This is a genomic window from Janthinobacterium aestuarii (assembly GCF_046113285.1).
Lineage (GTDB): Bacteria > Pseudomonadota > Gammaproteobacteria > Burkholderiales > Burkholderiaceae_D > Janthinobacterium.
Window position 1 is genome coordinate 1,609,704 of record NZ_CP142524.1, and the last position, 19,061, is coordinate 1,628,764.

At 63.4% G+C, this 19,061-nt stretch carries 12 protein-coding genes; 7 read left to right on the plus strand and 5 right to left on the minus strand.

Annotated elements, in window-relative coordinates:
- Positions 1-199 precede the first annotated feature (199 nt).
- On the minus strand, positions 200-2,770 hold the full coding sequence (gene cphA, locus OX462_RS07210; RefSeq protein ID WP_070221408.1) for a cyanophycin synthetase: 2,571 nt from the start codon (positions 2,768-2,770) through the stop codon (positions 200-202).
- A gap of 57 nt (positions 2,771-2,827) precedes the next feature.
- Positions 2,828-5,005 (minus strand): cyanophycin synthetase, encoded by a 2,178-nt coding sequence (gene cphA / locus OX462_RS07215; protein WP_230505725.1) that lies wholly within the window; start codon positions 5,003-5,005, stop codon positions 2,828-2,830.
- 467 nt (positions 5,006-5,472) lie between these two features.
- On the opposite strand from cphA (OX462_RS07215), the gene OX462_RS07220 reads away from it, so the two are divergent.
- The 3 genes from OX462_RS07220 to OX462_RS07230 all read left to right on the plus strand — a co-directional run bounded on the left by OX462_RS07220 (position 5,473) and on the right by OX462_RS07230 (position 9,324).
- Positions 5,473-7,743, plus strand: coding sequence for a cyanophycin metabolism-associated ABC transporter (locus tag OX462_RS07220; RefSeq protein ID WP_083286938.1), 2,271 nt, complete (start codon positions 5,473-5,475; stop codon positions 7,741-7,743).
- A gap of 2 nt (positions 7,744-7,745) precedes the next feature.
- On the plus strand, positions 7,746-8,216 hold the full coding sequence (locus OX462_RS07225) for a cyanophycin metabolism-associated DUF1854 family protein (RefSeq protein WP_070221406.1): 471 nt from the start codon (positions 7,746-7,748) through the stop codon (positions 8,214-8,216).
- Between the two features lie 139 nt (positions 8,217-8,355).
- Positions 8,356-9,324 carry an IS1595 family transposase gene (locus OX462_RS07230; RefSeq protein ID WP_409028082.1) on the plus strand — a complete coding sequence of 323 codons (969 nt, stop codon included), beginning with the start codon at positions 8,356-8,358 and terminating at the stop codon, positions 9,322-9,324.
- A 98-nt stretch (positions 9,325-9,422) separates the two neighbouring features.
- Here the strand turns inward: OX462_RS07230 and OX462_RS07235 are convergent, their stop codons facing one another.
- The gene (locus OX462_RS07235) at positions 9,423-11,945 is read right to left on the minus strand and encodes a TonB-dependent receptor (protein WP_070312843.1); all 2,523 of its coding nucleotides are present in this window, start codon (positions 11,943-11,945) and stop codon (positions 9,423-9,425) included.
- Positions 11,946-12,377: 432 nt separating this feature from the next.
- A complete protein-coding gene (locus OX462_RS07240; protein WP_070221052.1) occupies positions 12,378-13,892 on the minus strand; it encodes an AMP nucleosidase in 1,515 nt (504 codons plus the stop codon).
- A 113-nt stretch (positions 13,893-14,005) separates the two neighbouring features.
- On the opposite strand from OX462_RS07240, the gene OX462_RS07245 reads away from it, so the two are divergent.
- The 4 genes from OX462_RS07245 to OX462_RS07260 are packed head-to-tail and all read left to right on the plus strand — an operon-like array spanning position 14,006 to position 16,537.
- Positions 14,006-14,605, plus strand: a complete 600-nt coding sequence (locus OX462_RS07245; protein WP_070221054.1) for a TetR/AcrR family transcriptional regulator — start codon at positions 14,006-14,008, stop codon at positions 14,603-14,605.
- Between the two features lie 17 nt (positions 14,606-14,622).
- The gene (map, locus tag OX462_RS07250; RefSeq protein WP_070291841.1) at positions 14,623-15,426 is read left to right on the plus strand and encodes a type I methionyl aminopeptidase; all 804 of its coding nucleotides are present in this window, start codon (positions 14,623-14,625) and stop codon (positions 15,424-15,426) included.
- Between the two features lie 2 nt (positions 15,427-15,428).
- Positions 15,429-15,833 (plus strand): hypothetical protein, encoded by a 405-nt coding sequence (locus OX462_RS07255; protein WP_409028083.1) that lies wholly within the window; start codon positions 15,429-15,431, stop codon positions 15,831-15,833.
- A 56-nt stretch (positions 15,834-15,889) separates the two neighbouring features.
- Positions 15,890-16,537: an FABP family protein gene (locus OX462_RS07260; protein WP_070221060.1), complete on the plus strand. Its 648-nt coding sequence runs from the start codon at positions 15,890-15,892 to the stop codon at positions 16,535-16,537.
- On the opposite strand, the gene OX462_RS07265 is transcribed toward OX462_RS07260, so the two are convergent.
- On the minus strand, positions 16,534-18,996 hold the full coding sequence (locus tag OX462_RS07265; RefSeq protein WP_409028084.1) for a hypothetical protein: 2,463 nt from the start codon (positions 18,994-18,996) through the stop codon (positions 16,534-16,536). The genes OX462_RS07260 and OX462_RS07265 overlap by 4 nt on opposite strands.
- Positions 18,997-19,061: the final 65 nt, after the last annotated feature.

The following is a 19,061-nucleotide window of genomic DNA, read 5'->3' on the forward strand; positions in this document are numbered from 1 at the left end:
GGTGGGAATGACTTTGCCCCACAAATGACTTCTTTTGCGAAGTCAATATCAATTCCGGTATCCCTGCTGCATTCATGCGCCCTGGCGGCGCACCCAGGCATCGCTGTTCGCTGCCGATGAAATGCGCGCCGGTGCGCCGGCCGCGCAGGAGCGAAAAAAAAGGCGGCCCGCAGGCCGCCCTTGTGCGCAGTTGGCGCGCTTACGCTTCGGCGACGCGCTTGGCGATGTGCGCCAGCGCTTCTTCCACCTGGTCGATCAGGATCAGGCACAGATCGCCTTCGCTCAAACGCGCCAGGGCCTTGTCGATGGCGACGAATTCGCCGTTGATTTCATCGATATGGCTGGTGCGCTTGGCGCCGTCCAGGCCCTGGCGCAGCAAGGCCACGACTTCACCGTCGGCGCGGCCGCGCTGGCACTGGTCCTGGTACAGCAGCACGTCGTCGAAGGCGGCGCCGAGGATTTCCGTCTGCTGACGGATGTCTTCGTCGCGGCGGTCGCCGGCGCCGCTGATGACCACCGAGCGGCGCTTGGCCGGCATGCTTTCGACGGCCTGCACCAGCGCCAGGATGGCGTCCGGATTGTGGCCGTAGTCGGCGATCAGCGTGGCGCCACGATAGTCGAACACGTTGAAGCGGCCCGGCGCGTTGTCGGCTTCATTGGCAAAGGTTTTCAGGCCCAGCGCGATGGTTTTCCAGTCCAGGCCCACGGCCCAGGCGGCGGCCAGCGACGCCATGACGTTGTCGACCTGGAAGCCGATGGCGCCGTTGCGCGTGATGGGCACTTGCGACAGGGCGATTTCGTGGCGTTCCTTGCCTTGCGCCGCGACCAGCTTGCCGTCTTCCACGTACACGACGCGGTTGCCCTGCGCGCGGTGCGTGGCCATCACGGGATGCGTCTTGTCGGCGGCGAAGAAGGTCACCGTGCCGCTGCAATTCTTGGCCATGCGGGCCACGGCCGGGTCGGTGGCGTTCAGCACGGCCACGCCGCTGTCAGCCACGTTCTGCACGATCACGCGCTTCAATACCGCCAGGTCTTCCACGGTGGTGATGTAGTTCAGGCCCAGGTGGTCGCCGGCGCCGATATTCGTCACCACGGCGACCTGGCAGCGGTCGAAGGCCAGGCCTTCGCGCAGCATGCCGCCGCGCGCCGTCTCGAACACGGCCGCATCCACGTCCGGGTGCAGCAGCACGTTGCGCGCGCTGCGCGGGCCGCTGCAGTCGCCGCTGTCGATCTGGCGTCCTTCGATGTACACGCCATCCGTGTTCGTCATGCCGGTGCGCAGGCCGGAGGTGGTCAGCAGGTGGGCGATCAGGCGCACGGTGGTGGTCTTGCCGTTGGTCCCGGTGACGGCGACGACGGGAATGCGGCCATCGTCGCCCTCGGCGAACATGGCGGCGATGATGGCTTCGCCGACGGGACGCGGCTTGCCGAACGACGGCGCCAGGTGCATGCGCAAACCCGGTGCTGCGTTGACTTCGACGATGCCGGCGTTCTGCTCTTCCAGCGGTTTCAGAATGCTGTCGGACACCACGTCCACGCCGCAGATATCGAGGCCCACCATGTGCGCGGCCGCGACGGCGCGCGCCGCCACTTCAGGATGCACGTCGACGGTGACGTCGGTGGCCGAGCCGCCCGTCGACAGGTTGGCGTTATTGCGCAAGATCACGCGCTGGCCCACGGGCGGCACGGAGTCGGCCACATAGCCCTGCTTGGCCAGGCTGGCCAGGGCGATGTCGTCGAAGCGGATTTTCGTCAGCGAGGTGGCGTGGCCGCTGCCGCGGCGCGGGTCCAGGTTGACCTGGTCGACCAGTTCACGCACCGTGTGCTGGCCGTCGCCCACGACTTGCGGCGGGTCGCGGCGGGCCGCTGCCACCATCTTGTTGCCGATGACGAGCAAGCGGAAATCGTGGCCCGGCAGATAGCGTTCGACGAGGATGTCGTCGCGGAATTCCTGCGCCGCGAGGAAGCCGGCCGTCAGCTGCTCGCGCGTGGTGACATTGACGGTGACGCCCTTGCCCTGGTTGCCATCCTTCGGTTTCACGACGACGGGCAGGCCGATCTCGCAGGCGGCGGCCCAGGCGTCGTCCGCGTCGACGGCGACACGGCCTTGCGGCACCGGCACGCCGGCCGAATCGAGCAATTTCTTCGTCAGTTCCTTGTCCTGCGCGATGGCTTCGGCAATCGCGCTGGTGCCGTCCATTTCGGCGGCCTGGATCTTGCGCTGCTTGCTGCCCCAGCCGAACGTCACCAGGCTGCCTTCGGTCAGGCGGCGGAACGGAATGTTGCGGGCCACGGCGGCGTTGACGATGGCGCCCGTCGAAGGGCCCAGGCGCACGTCTTCATCGAGTTCCTGCAGCTGGTGCAGGGCGCCGGCCAGGTCGAACGGCGCGTCGTCGAGCGCGGCGCGGCACAGCTGCTGCGCCAGTTCCAGGGCCAGGCGGCCGACGGCTTCTTCCGAGTATTCGACGACGACCTGGAAGATGCCCGTTTCCAGGGTCGGCGTGGTGCGGCTGAAGGTGACGGGGCAGCCGGCTTGCGCCTGCAGGCCCAGCGCCGCCAGTTCCAGCACCTGCGCCATCGGCGCGGCGTTGTAATTGCCCAGCGGTTGCAGCGGGCTCAGTTGCGGAAAGAGTGCGCGCAGGCGGGCTTCGAAGCCGGGCAGCTGGGCGATGTCGAGTTCCTGCGTGGTGCAGGAAACAATGGCTTCCACGGCAGTGTCGTGGCTCCAGAGGTTAGGGCCCCGCAAGGCCCGTACGCGAGATACTTCCATAATTAAACCGTAATCCTGTTGTGTTCTTGTGGGCCCGGCCGTAGCCGGGCTTGAGTCTTAATTCCCGATGCAGCCGGGGGCCGCGTCGAAGGTGCGCAGGCCGGCGCAAATCAGGTCGACGGGCAGGTTCAGGGCCCAGGCGGCGGCCGCGACGGCCAGTACGCTGTCGACATTGCCGGCCGTGGCCGGTTTCAGCAGGTCCAGGCACAGCAGGACCGTTTCGATGCCGCCTTCGGCCAGCACGATGTGGTTGCCGCGCACGAATACGGCGCGCTGGCCGGCGGCCAGTTGCGCCGCGATGGCGGGCAAGCTGCCATCCTGCGCATACAGGGTCACCGTGCCGTCGCACAGTTCGGCCAGTTCCAGCACGTGCGCGTTGGCGGCGTTGAGCACGGCCACGCCCGTCGGCACGACCACGTCGACCTGGCTGCGCACGGCCTTGTACAGGCCCGCTTCGTCCAGCACGTCGAAATCCTTGACGCTATCGAGGCTGCCCATGTCCGTGACGACGCCGATCTGGCACTTGTCGTAGGCCAGGCCCTCGGCCAGGATCATGCGCGGATTGCTCTCGAACAGGGCCGTCTGCACGGTGCGGTTGAGCAGCAGGCGCTGGCCCGCGTCCCAGTTCACGCAATCGCTGCTGACGACGCGGCGCTGGTCCAGATACATGCCTTCGCTGCAGACGGCGCCCGTGTGCAGGCCCGACAGGTTGAGCAGTTTGCACAGCATGCGCACGATCAGGCTGGTGCCGCGCGTGCCCGTCACGCCGATCAGCGGAATGCGGCCCGTTTCCTCGGCCGCGAACAGGTGGTCGACGATGGCCGCGCCGACAGGGCGGGGCTGGCCCACGCCTGGCTTGATGTGCGCCAGCAGGCCGGGACTGGCATTGACTTCGATGATGGCGCCGCGCTGCTCTTCCAGCGGACGCGTGATGTCGGTGGTGACCAGGTCGATGCCGGCGATATCGAGGCCGACCACGCGCGCGGCCAGCAGGGCCGCATGCACAACGGACGGGTGCACGTCGTCCGTGACGTCGATGGCCACGTTGCCGTTCGGCTGGATCAGCACTTTCTGGCCCGCCTGCGGCACGGACAGGGCGGTCATGCCCTGGCGCTGCAGTTCGAGGATGATCTCGCCCGATTCATGCGGCTTGACGGTGCCGAGCGGGAAATCTTCGCCTTCGCCGCGGCGCGGATCGATATTGATCTGCGTGTTCACCAGTTCCAGCACGCTGGAAGTGCCATCGCCGTCGACCCACAGGGATTCGCCCTTGGCGGCCGCGATCAGCTTGTTGCCGACGACGAGCAGACGGTGTTCGTCGCCCGTGATGAAGCTTTCCACCAGCACGGCGGAGCTGTCGCCCTTGCGCGCGGCCAGTTCATAGGCGGCCTTGACGTCGCTTTCGGTCATCAGGTTCAGCGACACGCCGCGGCCATGGTTGCCGTCATACGGCTTGACGACGACGGGCACGCCGATGTCCTGCGCTTCTTCCCAGGCCGCTTCGGCGCTGCGCACCAGGCTGCCTTCTGGCACGCGCACGCCGCACGATTTGAGCAGGAATTTGGTCAGATCCTTGTCGCTGGCGATGCCTTCGGCAATCGCGCTGGTGCGGTCTGTTTCGGCCGTCCAGATGCGGCGCTGCGCGGCGCCGTGGCCCAGCTGCACCAGGTTGCCGTCGTTCAGGCGCAGGGAAGGGATGCGGCGCTCGGTGGCCGCATCGACGATGCTCGCCGTGCTCGGGCCCAGGCAGCGCGAGTCGACCATGTCGCGCAGCGGCGCCAGGGCCGCTTCCAGGTCGTAGGCTTCATCATTGATGGCGGCCATCAGCAATTCGCGCGCGGCGGCCAGGGCGGCGCGGCCCACGTGCTCTTCGCGCGTGCGGAAGGCCATCTTGTAGACGCCGCGCTGGCTGGTCGAGCGCGTCTGGCCGAAGCCCGTGCGCATGCCGGCCAGGTTTTGCAGCTCCAGCACCACGTGTTCGAGGATGTGGGCCGACCATGTGCCTTCGCGCAGGCGCTCGAAAAAGCCGCCCCGTTCGCCCACGCCGCAGCGGTGCTCGATCATGCCGGGCAGCCACGCCACCAGGCGCTCGTACAGGCCGGGCAGGGTATTCGATGGATAGTCTTCCAGTTCGCCGATGTCGACCCAGGCTTCAATCACCGGGCGGTAAGTCCAGATGTTGGGGCCGCGCAAGTGGGTGACGCGGACGAATTCGATGTTCTTCTTCTTGATCATGTAAGTGGTTTCTTGATAACAAGCCAGGCGTCTGGGCGCCAGATACTTTATGTTGGCTTTACAGAGTCTTTTCAGGCTCGTGCTTGGTTCTTTATCCCGGGTATGCGCAGTGTGCCACTTTTAGCGGCCTCTTGTCGCGTTTGCTTCTCGTATTCTGCTGGTGTTGTCATTCTAATTGTTACTAATTGTTGCCATACTTGTTATAAAGTTACCGACTCCGGGCTAAGCTGGAGCATTTGCGCAACAGCGGGCTGTTGTATACTTGCCCCTGTACGATGGCCGCGCATTTTTTTGCTCCGTTTTGCCATCATTCATTACCTGCAGGCATCCATTCGATACAATACAGGAAATTGCCACTGGTGCATCTACCTCGCCATCGCGCAATACACAAACATTGATCGGGCGTCTGCCCCATCCCCCAAATCCCGCCCTGAAGGGCTTGGCCTCGAGCCGGAGTATGCTTTACGATGACAACTGAACTGAGTGTTCCTGCAACAACTATTCCCCTTACCTCGCTGCCGGAACACTGGCTGGCGGAAGTCGAAAGCAAGCTTTCTCCAGGGGAGAACGTTTTAAGTAGCGTTGAGGTTGACCTCGATGCGCGATTACGTTTCACAAAAGGCATAATTGTTGTCACAGAGAAGCGTTTACTGGCCCGTTCCCCGGGCGATACCACCTGGAAAAGTTGGTCTTTCCGCCACGGACTGCGCCTGACGCACCACGACCACGCCGGCGTCGGCCACCTGGAATTGTTCGACGACCACGGCCGCCTGGCGTCGTGGCGTTTTACCCTGGGCCAGAATCTGCATGCGATCCGCGTGCTGGAACAGTTCGTCGAGCGCCTCGACAGCCACCTGACGGGCCAGCCCGTGCTGGAAGCGGAGCAGGAAGTGTGTCCGAGCTGCAAGGCGCCTCTGGAGCCGGAGCAGGAAGAATGTCCGATCTGCGCCAAGGTGCTGCATACGCCGCCATCGACCTGGACCCTGTTCCGCCTGTGGCGTTTCGCCCATCCCTACCGTGGCCAGCTGGCCCTGGGCTTCATGCTGATGCTGCTCTCCACGGCCGCGCACATGATTCCGCCCTACCTGACGGCGCCGCTGATGGACAATGTGCTGATCCCGTATCAGAACGGCAAGCATATCGATCCGTGGCTGGTGGTGTACTACATGAGCGGCTTGCTCGGTTCGGCCCTGCTGGCCTGGCTGCTGGGCTGGGGCAAGACCTATGTGCTGGCCCTGGTGTCCGAACGCATGGGCGCCGACTTGCGCTCGGCCACCTATGAACATCTGATGAAACTGTCGCTGGAATTTTTCGGCGGCAAGCGCACGGGCGACCTGATGGCGCGCATCGGCAGCGGCAGCGACCGCATCTGTGTCTTCCTCTCGCTGCACTTGCTCGATTTCGCTTCCGACGTGCTGATGATCATCATGACGGGCGTGATCCTGTGGTCGATGAATCCGTGGCTGGCCATCATGACCCTGGCGCCGCTGCCGTTCATCGCGTGGATGATCCACCTGGTGCGCGACCGCTTGCGCACGGGCTTTGAAAAGATCGACCGCGTGTGGAGCGAAGTGACCAACGTGCTGGCCGATACCATCCCCGGCATTCGAGTCGTCAAAGCGTTTGCGCAGGAAAAGCGCGAAGCGGCCCGCTTCCGCGACGCCAACGCGCACAACCTGGCCGTCAACGACAAGTTGAACAAGGTCTGGTCGCTGTTCTCGCCGACCGTTTCCTTCCTGACGGAGATGGGCTTATTGGTCATCTGGTGCTTCGGCATCTGGCAGCTGTCGCGCGGCGAAATCACCGTCGGCGTGCTGACCGCCTTCATCGCCTACAGCACGCGTTTTTATGGCCGCCTCGATTCCATGAGCCGCATCGTCTCCGTGACGCAGAAATCGGCGTCCGCCGCCAAGCGCATCTTCGACATCCTCGACCACGTGTCGAGCGTGCCGGAACCGGCGCAGCCCGTGAAACTGGAGAAGATCGAAGGCAGGATCGATTTGCGCGAAGTCGGTTTCCGCTATGGCAACCGCGCCGTCAACCGCGGCATCACCCTGAACATCAAGGCGGGCGAGATGATCGGCCTGGTGGGCCACAGCGGTTCGGGCAAGAGCACGCTGGTCAACCTGATCTGCCGTTTCTACGACGTGTCGGAAGGGGCGATCTTGCTCGACGGCGTCGACATCCGTTCGTTCGCCGTGTCCGACTACCGCCGCAATATCGGCCTGGTGCTGCAGGAACCGTTCCTGTTCTTCGGCACCATCGCGGAAAATATCGCCTACGGCAAGCCGCACGCGACGCGCCAGGAGATCATCGCCGCCGCGCGCGCCGCGCATGCGCACGAATTCATCTTGCGCCTGCCGCAAGGCTACGATTCGATGGTGGGCGAACGTGGCCAGGGCTTGTCCGGCGGCGAACGCCAGCGCATCTCGATCGCCCGCGCCCTGCTGATCGACCCGCGCATCCTGATCATGGATGAAGCGACATCGTCGGTCGATTCGGAAACGGAAAAAGAGATCCAGAAGGCGCTCGACAATCTGGTGCAGGGCCGCACGACGATCGCCATCGCGCACAGGCTGTCGACCCTGCACCGGGCCGACCGTCTGGTGGTGCTGGACCGTGGCCAGGTCGTCGAAGTGGGCAGTCACGATGAACTGATGGCGAAAGAGGGCGCCTATTTCCGCCTCTACGAAGCACAGGCGCGCAACAACGAACTCGCCCTGGATGACAAGGAATAAGCATGGCCAGTACAACTTTTACATTAAGCCGCGACCCTTTCGGCAAGCTGGTGATGACGGACGCGGACGGCCAGGTCTTTGAAGGCGTGGCGCCCGTGCGCGCCTTCCCCATCCAGTCGCCGGACGAAGGCATTTCGCTGGTGCTGGGCAACGGCAAGGAAGTGGCGTGGATCGACCGCCTCGACGCCATGCCGGAGCCGGCGCGCAGCCTGCTGCAGGAAGAGCTGGAAGGACGCGAATTCATGCCCGAGATCGCGAGGGTGAAAAGCGTCTCCAGCTTCGCCACGCCATGCACCTGGCATGTCGACACGGACCGGGGCGAGACGCAATTCGTGCTGAAAGGCGAAGAAGACATCCGCCGCATCGGTGCCGCGTCGCTCTTGATCGCCGACAACCACGGCATCCACTTTTTGATACGCGACATGTTTAATATCGACAAGACGACGCGCAAGATACTCGACCGCTTCCTGTAAGCTAAGCGTTGGAGTTACCTGAAAACCGCTGCCTGCAGCGGTTTTTTTTAGGCTCTGTCCCCGACAAATAGGGGAACTTAAGGAATCTTCCCCAGCCCCGGCTGTCTGACTGTACATATCAGACAAACGGGAGCCATCCATGCAGCCAGCCGAATGGAAAACCTTCATCGCCCAGTTCGCCGCACTGAGCCGTCGCCAGCGTTTGGCGAGCACTGCTCTGCTGCGCGGGGCAGGATCGCAGAACGCCGCCGTGGCACTGGTCGAAAGCGTGGCCCGGCAGCGGTTACACTGTCCCGCCTGCAACAGCAGCCATGCGCACCGGCACGGTCATGCGCACGGACTGCAGCGCTACCGCTGCGTGCCGTGCGGACGCACCTTCAATGCGCTCACCGGCACGCCGCTGGCGCGCTTGCGCCACAAGACCTTGTGGCTCGACTACGCCGACTGCCTGCTCGAATCGGCTTCCGTGCGCAAGGCGGCAAGCCAGCTGGGCGTGCACCGCAACACCGCCTTTCGCTGGCGCCACCGGTTTTTAAGCCTGGCCAAGACGGACCGGCCCCATTGCCTGCATGGCATCGCCGAAGCGGACGAGCTGTATGTGCTGGAGTCAGAAAAGGGCGCGCGGCATCTGACGCGTCCGGCGCGCCGCCGTGGCGGCCATGCCCGCAAGCGCGGCATTTCCAGTGAGCAGGTTTGCATTCTGGTGGCGCGCGACCGCACGGGACAAACCCGCGATTTCGTCGCGGGAAAAGGGGCGCTGACCAAGGCGCAGCTGCATGCCTGCCTGCCGCCGGTGATCGACAAGGATATCCTGTTGCTCACCGATGGCCATGCCGCCTATCGCGCCTTTGCCAAGGAAGCGGGAATCAGCCACCAGGCCGTCAATGTGCGCGCCGGCATCCGCGTGCAGGGCGCCGCCCACGTGCAGAACGTCAACGCGTATCACAGCCGCCTGCGGGCATGGCTAGGCCCCTTTCACGGCGTGGCGACGCGCTACCTGCCGAATTACCTGGGCTGGCGCTGGATACTCGACGCCGGGCGCATCCGCTCCCCAGAAACATTATTGAAGGCAACACTGGGCGAGTTCCCACATTTGACGGTGACATAGCTTTTTTTCGTCTGCCGGGCATGAAAAAAGCCGCACTCTCGTGCGGCTTTCGGGGGCAGTACCGGCAGCCATTTCAGGCTGCCGGGGATTGCGCTACATTACATGAACTTGTAGCCTGCGCCGATGTAGAAGTAACGGCCGCGCACGTTGTACAGCTGAGCAAAGCCCAGGGTGCCGTACTGGTTACCCGCGCCCATTGCGCTAAACGGTGGCATTTTGTCGAACAGGTTCTTGATGCCGGCCGTGAAGGTCAGGTTTTGCATCGCCACGTACTGGCCCGTCAGATCGACTTCCGTGTGCGAAGGAATCGTGCGGGTGCCCGGCTTGATTTCTTCGCGGCGCTTGTCAGAGTCGATCATGTCGCCCGTCGTGCGAATGACCAGGGAGCCGGACATATTGTCCTTTTCCAGGCTCGCAGTAAACGTGTTGCGGTATTTCGGGTTCATGAACGTCTTCAGCGTGCTTTGCACCGGATCCGTTTCCGTATCCTGCGTTTCCATGCGGGTGTAGACGGTGGACGCATTGCGGATCGTGAACTTGCCGAACATCGTTTGCGGCGAGGTGTAGCGTACGTCCGTATCGAAACCGCGTACTTCGGTGGTAGCCAGGTTCTGGTTGTTCAGCAGGATGCGCGCGTCGCCATTCTTGATTTCGACGTTGCCGCGCTCGATCGCCTTGGTTTCCGTCAGGGTACCGATCTCGTTCTTCTTGTCGATCTTGAAGTAATCGATGCTGACCGTCAGCGAGTTCACTGGCGAGAACACCACGCCCAGGTTATAGGTCTTGCCCGTTTCAGGTTTCAAGTCCTTGTTGGAGCCGGAGACCTGGTAGTAGGAGAAGTTGGTGCAATTGCCGGAAATCGAAGGGAAGGCATTGCAGATTTCCTTGTCGTTCGTCGTATAGGCACCGGCATCGACGCCGCCATACATCTGTTTCAGCGATGGCGCCAGGTAGCTGCCTGCATACGAACCGCGGAACATCAGGTTGTTCAGCGGCTGGTAGCGCAAAGCCAGTTTCGGGCTGGTCTTGCTGCCGACATTCGAGATGTCGTCATAGCGCAAGGCGACCTGAGCTTCGACGTTTTTCAGGAAGGGAATCGACAGTTCGCCGAAGATGCCCTTGGAATTGCGGTCCGCCTTCACGGAGGCTTGCTGGATGCTGCCGAAGACCAGGCCATCGATCTGGTTCTGGTCGGGCTGGTCGCTCAGCGTTTCCTTGTTGTACGACACGCCGACGGCGTAGGCCATCGCACCGCCAGCCAGGTCCATGATCGGCGCCGAGGCCTTGGCGTTGAAGAAGGTCAGTTCCGATTTGCCGGCGCGCGTAGGCGTCAGGCGAATCTTGTCGACGGCGGCTTGCGGGTTGTCGGTGCGGGTCGGGTCGATCGAACCATTCTCGATCGCTTCGTTGAACAGATCGTAATGTGCGTAGTTCGAATCGCGGTTGGTGGCCTTGCTTACGCCCTTGCCGATGGCGACGTCCCAGTCGATGCCGCGCGTCGTGCCTTCCAGGCCCGTCGAGAACTGGGTCATTGTGCCCTTGCGGTTGGTCTTGCGAGGACCCATTTGCATAAAGCGGCCGGCAACGGTCTTGCCATTGACTACGAAGTTGCCCGGAGCAGCCTGGGCTTCGAAGTCATCCTTGCTTTCGGAATAGGTAAATTCCGCGAACGCGCGGATGTTGTCGCTGATTTTCAGGCTGCCGATCAGCATGCCGCTGACGCGGTCGGCGCCGTTGGTCGAGGTCAGCAAGGTCTTGTTGACGTCGAAACGGCAGGAGCCGTTGCTCAAATCGTCCGGTGGGCATGGCACCAGGGTGCCGCCGCCGGCGATATTGCCGCTAGGATGGAAGCCGCTGCGGCCATCCGGGCCGCCAAAGCGGCGGAAGTCGGCCGAACGGGTCAGGTCGCGGTCCTTGCGGTAGATCGGATCGCGCTTGAACACGTCGACCGTGGCCAGTACGTTGAAGCCCTGGGTGTCGTAGTCGCCAAAACCGTACACGAGGTTGGCCGTCTTTTCCTTGGCGTCCGAGCGCGAGCTTTGACCATAGCTGGTCTTCGCTTCCAGGCCCTGGTAGTTCTTTTTGGTGATGAAGTTCATCACGCCGGCCACCGCATCGGCGCCATAAATGGCGGATCCGCCGTCCTTCAGGATTTCAATGCGTTCCAGCGCGCTCAGCGGGATAGCGTTGACGTCGACCGCGGCGCCCGCGCCCGAACCGTCAGCCAGCGCATTGGTTGGCAGGCGGCGGCCGTTCAAGAGGATCAGCACGTTGCGTTCGCTCAAGCCGCGCATCTTGATGTTGGTGGTGCCGGAACCGGAAGGCGAGTTGGCGCTCAGCTCGCCTTGATCATTGATGTCGATCGAGGCCAGATTCTTGACCAATTCGGCAACGCTGGTGGCGCCCGTGCGCTCGATATCTTTTTTGGTGTAAATCTCCACCGGTGCGGCCGTTTCGGCATCCACGCGCTTGATGGCGGAACCGGTGACGACCACGCGCTGCAATTTCTCGTCAGCCTTGGCTTCCTGCGCTTGAGCGGCCTGGTGCATGAAGCCTGCGCTCATGACCAAAGTGCCGGCAAACATCATGCGCAAGGATTTGCTTAATTTCTTTTCAATCATTGTCCATCCTCCAACTAGGAAACTTTAGTTTCCTTAGGGTTTTTATTTAGCTATTTGAAAGTATTTTCAAAATTACCATGTTTATAAATTTAGCAGCTTAAATTTACAATTCATCAGACCATTTTTCGCCTTGGGCTGTCAAGACGGCTCTGCTTTTTGCGTATGGATTCTCTCTTCGAAGAACGACGCTGGATGAATTTGATTTGTGTATGGCAGGAAATCATTAAATTTCAATTGTTAAATAAATTTAATTTTCCCGTTGGCAAAAAAAGCGTGGATAGTTTTGTTTTTTTGTAATGCCGATCTAGACATCTGTTGTTTTTTTGTGACGTTTTATAGTGTCGTTGCGACGATTGCCTGCCGCATTGCGCCAGCGCCACGGGCAAAAAAAAGCCGCCCTTGGAGGGCGGCTGGCATGACGGGGAAGCGCGCTTATTGAAACGCCACTTCCGCAAAACTGCGCAATTTTCGGCTGTGCAGGCGGTCCACGCCCTGGCGGCGCAGCAGTTCCACGGCGCGGATGCCGATGCGCAGATGCTGGTCGACTCTTTCGCGGTAGAAGTGATTGGCCATGCCGGGCAGCTTGATTTCGCCGTGCAGCGGCTTGTCGCTCACGCACAGCAGGGTGCCGTACGGCACGCGGAAACGGAAGCCGTTGGCGGCGATCGTCGCGCTTTCCATGTCCAGCGCGATGGCGCGGCTCTGGCTGAAGCGGCGCTCCGGCGTGCGCTGCGGCAGCAGTTCCCAGTTGCGGTTGTCCGTGCTGGCCACGGTCCCCGTGCGCATGATGTGTTTCAAGTCATGCCCCGTGAGCTGGGTGATTTCCGCCACGGCCGTTTGCAGCGCCTGCTGGATTTCCGCCAGCGGCGGGATCGGCACCCACAGCGGCAAGTCTTCGTCGAGCACGTGGTCTTCGCGCACATACGCGTGCGCCAGCACGTAGTCGCCCAGGCTTTGCGTGGTGCGCAGGCCCGCGCAATGACCGAGCATCAGCCAGGCGTGCGGGCGCAGCACGGCGATATGGTCGGTGATGGTCTTGGCGTTGGCCGGTCCCACGCCGATATTGACCATGGTGATGCCGCTGCCGTCCGCGCGCAGCAGGTGGTAGGCGGGCATCTGCGGCAAACGCGGCGGGGCGGCGCCCAGCGCATCCTCGCTCTCGACCGTCTGGCCCACACGTCGCGTGACCACGTTGCCCGGTTCGACGAAGGCGACGTAGCCATCGTCGTCCGATGGCGCGGCCGCGTCGGGCGCGCGGTCCATCATGGCGTGGCCCAGGCGGATGAATTCGTCGATGTAGAACTGGTAATTGGTAAACAGGACGAAGTTCTGGAAATGCTGCGGCGAGGTGCCGCTGTAGTGGCGCAGACGCTGCAGCGAATAATCGACGCGCGGTCCCGTGAACAGCGACAGGGGCTGCGCTTCACCGTGCGCCGGTTCGTGCGTGCCGTTGGCGATGCCGTCGTCCATGGCCGACAGGTCGGGCAGGTCGAACAGGTCGCGCATGGCCAGGCGGCGGCCCGCATCCATATTGCCCTCGATATGGTCATGCTCGGCGAACGAGAAATGCACGGGGATGGGCTGGGCGCTGACGCCCACTTCCAGGTGCACTTTCTGGCCGCTGTTATGGTTTTTCAGCAGCAGGGTGAACTGGTCCAGGTAGTAATCGCCGAACAGGTCGGGGCGCGTCAGCGTGGTTTCAAACACGCCGGGGCCGGCGACAAAACCGTAGGCCAGCGGAGAGTCGGCGCGCGCCACGGTGTCGGTCTGGATGCGCACGAAGGGGTAGCAGGCGCGCACCCGTTCGTGCATGTCTTCGCCGGCGACAAAGCGCTGCAGCGCGTCGCGCAAGTGTTCGATGCTGCTGCGGTAAATGGCTTGCACCTGTTCCAACGCCAGGCGTGGATCGTCGAAGCGGGAGGAGGCGATGAAGGGGGGCGTAAGCAAGCGGATTCTCCTTGTAGCGGTTCGTGCATACCATTGTAAGGCAGCAAGGCAACTCATGTTGGCGCATGTCGGGGGCGCTTGACGGATTCAAATAGAATCTGTATTCTATTTGAATGGTCAGACTCGCTAAATTCAACGAAAACAATTTCATCGACAGTGCGATCGCCGTCGCCGCGCAGTGCGGCGTGGGCGCCGTGTCGATGGCTGCCATCGCCGTCAAGGCCGGCGCGCCCATCGGCTCCGTGTATCACCGCTTCGATTCGCGCAACGCCATCCTGGCGCGCGCCTGGCTGCGCGTGAAAAGCGACTTCCGCGAGGAAGTAGCCAGCCGCTGGCTCGGCGGCGACACCTGGGCCGGCGTGCACGGTCTGCTGGACTGGTGCCGGCGCAAGCCCGTGTATGCGCGCTTCCTGCTGCAATGCGCGGACAGCCCCGATTTCAGCGGTGGCCTCAGCGAGGAGTTGCTGGCCGCCGTGGAAGAGGAGCAGGCGGCGCTCGACGCCTGCTTTGTGCGCTGCGCCGAAGCCATGCCCGCCACCACGGAGCTGGACCTCGATCACATGCTGCTCAAATTCGTGCTGATCGACGCGCCCGTGGCCGTCGTCAAGCCCTACCTGACCCAGGAGCGGCCGATACCGGCCAGCGTCGACGCCATGCTGCGCGCCTCGCACGATGCCGTGCGCGGCTGGGCCTTGCATTCCACATCACACTAACAAAGAAAAGAATCCCCATGCGCTATTCCACCCAGCTTGAACACGGCAAGAAAATCCCGCTGCACGACGAAGAAGGTTTTATCGGCATGCGTGCGGCCGGCCGCATCGCCGCCGACACGCTCGACTACATCGCGCCTTTCGTCAAACCGGGCGTGTCGACGGCCAAACTCGACGCCCTGTGCGAGGAATTCATGCGCGCCGCCGGCGCCATCCCCGGCACCATCGACTACCACGGCTACAAGCACGCCAGCTGCATCTCCGTCAATCACGTCGTCACGCACGGCATCCCGTCGGACACCAAGATCCTGAAGGCGGGCGATATCCTGAACATCGACGTGACGCCGAAATTCAACGGCTGGTTCGGCGACACCAGCCGCACCTTCAAGGTGGGCGCCGTGTCCATCCTGGCCAACCGCCTCGTCAACACGGCGTATGACGCCATGATGGCAGGCATCCACACCGTGCGTCCGGGCGCGACCCTGGGCGACGTGGGCGCCGCCATCGAGGCGGTGGCCAAGGCGCAGGGCTTTTCCTCCGTGCGCGACTTCTGCGGCCATGGCGTGGGCCAGGTCTTCCACGACACGCCGCAAGTGCTGCACTATGGCCGCGCAGGCACGGGCATCGTGCTCGAACCGGGCATGATCTTTACGATCGAGCCGATGCTCAACGTGGGCAGCTACCAGGTCAAGGTCTTGCCCGACAAATGGACGACGGTGACGAAAGACCGTTCGCTGTCGGCGCAGTTCGAGCATTCGCTGGCCGTGACGGAAACGGGCTTTGAAATCTTTACCCTGACCGGTTCGACCGAGCCGCTGGTCTGAGCATGGATGCGGCCAGTACCAGCCTGACGCAGCGCCTGCTGAACAAATACCGGCACGATCCCGAAGACGCGCTGCAGCAGGTGGCGCTGGCCGTCCTGCAGCAGGAAGGCATCCGCGACGACAGCGTGCTGCGCCTGGAGCGCATCGCGGCCCTGGCGCCGCCCGTCGCCGGCGTGGTGATGCTGGCCGAGTGGCTGGCCTACGTGGACTGGGAAGGCTTTGACAGCGCCCTGTACGCGAATATCGACGCGGTGGCGGCGTTCGTCGCCGGCGAATTGGGCCTGCCCGAGGCGGCCGCCAATCTGCTGCAAACGCGCGATGCGGCCGTGTTCGAAACGCAGCGCCCTGCGCTGGCGGCAGCGGCCTTGCTGTTCGTCGAACGCCACATCGCGCTCTTTCCCAGATAGCGGCCTGCGTCTTACAATGGCGGCAAGCACTGTTGCCCCATTTTGAAGACTTCCGCATGAGCGATTTTCCCGAAGATATCTACACCGAGCCGTCCGCCGACGTGCATACCCTGAACAACCTGGGGCCCCTGACCGGCATGGCCGGCATCTGGACGGGCACGCGCGGCCTGGACGTCAAGCCGAAAGCGGACGGTCCGCGCAAGCAGGCCTTCGTCGAGCGCATCGAGCTGCAGCCGATCGACCCCGTCACCAACGGCCCGCAGCTGTTCTACGGCTTGCGCTACTACATCCACATCACCAAGCCGGATCAAGTGAAAACCTATCATGAGCAGGTGGGCTACTGGCTGTGGGAACCGGCCACGGGCGCCGTGATCCAGACCCTGGCCATCCCGCGCGGCCAGATCGCCATGGCGTCGGGCACGACGACGGCGGACGCCACCAGTTTCGAACTGGTGGCCAAGCGCGATTCGACGGCCTACGGCATCTGCTCGAACCCCTTCCTCGAACACGCGTTCACCACCGTCGAATACCGGATCAAGGTCGATATCCACGCCGACGGCACCTGGGGCTACGACGAAGACACGGTCATGCTCATTCGCGGCAAGGATGAACCGTTCCACCACACGGACCGCAACCTGCTGACGAAAATCGGCGAGCCCACGCCGAACCCGATGGCCTTGCAGGCGCTGGCGGCAGCCGCTTAAGGCTGTCCCTGGGCGACGGCCTTGATCGCGCGTTCCTCGCCCATGGCGGCAGCGATCTTCCAGCGCTGCATGGCGCTGGCGCGGTCCGGGCGCTTTAATCCGGCGCCTTCCCAGTCCATCAGGCCCAGGTTGTAGATATCGCCCGCGCTGCCCTTGTCGGCGGCCAGGGTGAACCATTTGCGCGCTTCCTTGTGGTTGACGGGAATCTGGTAGCCGCGCACGTGGTACAGGCCCAATAAGTGCATCGCTTGCGCATTGCCCTTGTTGGCCGCCTGTTTCAGCAGGTCGAGCCCGCGCGCCATGTTGCGCGGTTCCTGCCAGCCTTCGGCCAGCATCACGCCCTTCGCCGTCAGCGCATAACTGTCGTTCTTCAGCAGGCCCTTGCCGACCAGGGGCTTGGCGGCCACCTGGCGCGCTTCGCGCTGCTGCGCCGTCGGCGCCGTGACGGGGCCGGGCTTGCCTTCGCCCATCAGCAGCATCCAGCCATACAGACCATACGCGCCCGCGTCGCCCTTGCCGACCAGGCTTTCCAGCATGGCCAGCGCCTGTGCCTTGTCGCCATTTTCGTACAGCTTGACGGCCTTGGCGGCACTTGCGTCCTGCGGCACGGCGGCCGGTGCATGGGGCGCAACGGGCGCCGAGGCCATGGCCGCCTGCTGCGGCGGCGCAGCGGGGCGCACGCGCACGGGCAAGCCATAGCTGGCGGCCAGCACGGCCACGCTGGCGGGGGCGAGGATCAGCACTTGCGCCAGCTGGTTGCGGCGGCCCTTGCCGGCGATGCCCATGGCGCGTGCGGCCTGCTGCTGGCCGCCCAGCGCTTCACTGAGCACGCTTTTCACCTTGCGGTTGAACAGCCAGTAGCCGGCGCCCGTGACGAGCAGGCCGGCAACGGCGGCGGCCCCGCGCCCGGCGAAGAACCAGGCGGCGATGGCGGCGGCCAGCGCGGCCAGCGCGCTTTTCCACCAGAATTGCTTGGCCAGCCGCGTGTAGACCTGGCGCAGGGCACCGAGCACGCAGGTGCGCACATTGTTGGCATACTCGGCGGAGACGACATCGACATGGGCGTGATCCGCGTCGCCGCTGAGGACAGACTCGATCACGTCCGCATTCAGCTCCGAGGCGGCCACGTCGCGCAGCGGCGTCAATAGCCCTTGCACGTGGGCCGAGAACAGGCCGTCGTCGGCGCTGCCGGCCAACGCATCGCTGAGCGCCTTGAGGTCACCGCGCAGCAGTTTTTCCACGATGTCGTCCAGGGTCAGCCAGCGCAAGTCCGTGCCGTACGCCACCAGGTGGTGTTTTTCTGCATTGCACGATGCGTCCAGGCGCACGATGCGCAGCTTGGCCGCATACAGGGCGTCGACTTCCTGCGGCTGGTCTTCGTTGTAAATGCTCACTTTTGCCAGGGTCAGGCTGCTGGCAATGGCCGCCAGTGAGTGCACGCTCTCCTTGTCGCGGATGCGGCGCGCGTCGTCGGGCGCCTGCTTGGGCAGGCTGACGCTGTAGCCGGGCGTCACGTGCACGTCGACCCAGGCCGCCGTGCCCACCTTGCCGGAGCCGTCGCACGGGTTGCAGCGCAGGTCGCCCACGCCGCTGCAGGTGCGGCACGTAACCTTGCCGCTGGCGCGGCAAGTGCCGCAATTGATGTTGCCGGAACCGTGGCAGGTGTTGCAGCTGACCTTGCCGTAGCTGCAATGGTAGCAATTGCGATGCTCGGTGCGGTATTGCGTGCGCGTTTCGCTGTGGTAGCTCGTGTGCGAGCTGCCGTTGCTGTAGGTGGTAGTGGGCACTTGCACCGTGATGTAATCGGTGACTTGCTCGGACACGGTGCCGCTGCCGCTGCAATACGAGCACGACACCTTGCCGCTGCCGTAGCAGCCGTAAGCGTCGCAGCTGACGGTGCGCCCGCCGTGGCAGTTCCAGCATGTTTCCGTCGTCGCGCCGTGGCAGGTGTGGCAGCCGATGCGGCCTTTGCCCGAACAGGGGACGCACGTATCGAGGTGCCAGTACTTGACGGCGTGCGGCAGGTAGGCGCCCGCTTCGATGGCGTTGTAGGCCTGGCCCGCCTGGCGCAAGGCATTGTCGAGCTTGCCCGCCGCGCGGCGCAGCCGCTCCTTCTCCTGCGCGTGAGCGAGCGCTCCCACCTCGTGGGAGCCACAGCGGCAGTCATTGCCCGAGGGCGTGAAATAGCCATTGATCACGCGCTGTTCGAAGCGCGCTTCGAGCGCGTAATTGGCTTGCAGGGAAAAATCCTGCAGCACGTCTTCCTCGCCCAGCGGCGTGATGTCGTGCGGCTCGAAACGCGTCTTGTTCTGCACCAGCGTGCGCAGCTTGCCCAATACGGTGGGGATGTCTTCCTTGCCGAGCGTGACGGGCGCTGGCGCCGTCACGGCCGTCTCTGTCACCTGCGGCGCATCCTCGATGCCTGGGGTTTCATGGGCCGTGTCGGTGCTGGGGTTCATGCGCGTCCTTTTGCTCTCTGGAAAGATGTTTGAATTTTAGCATCCTCATATGACAAACCATGACA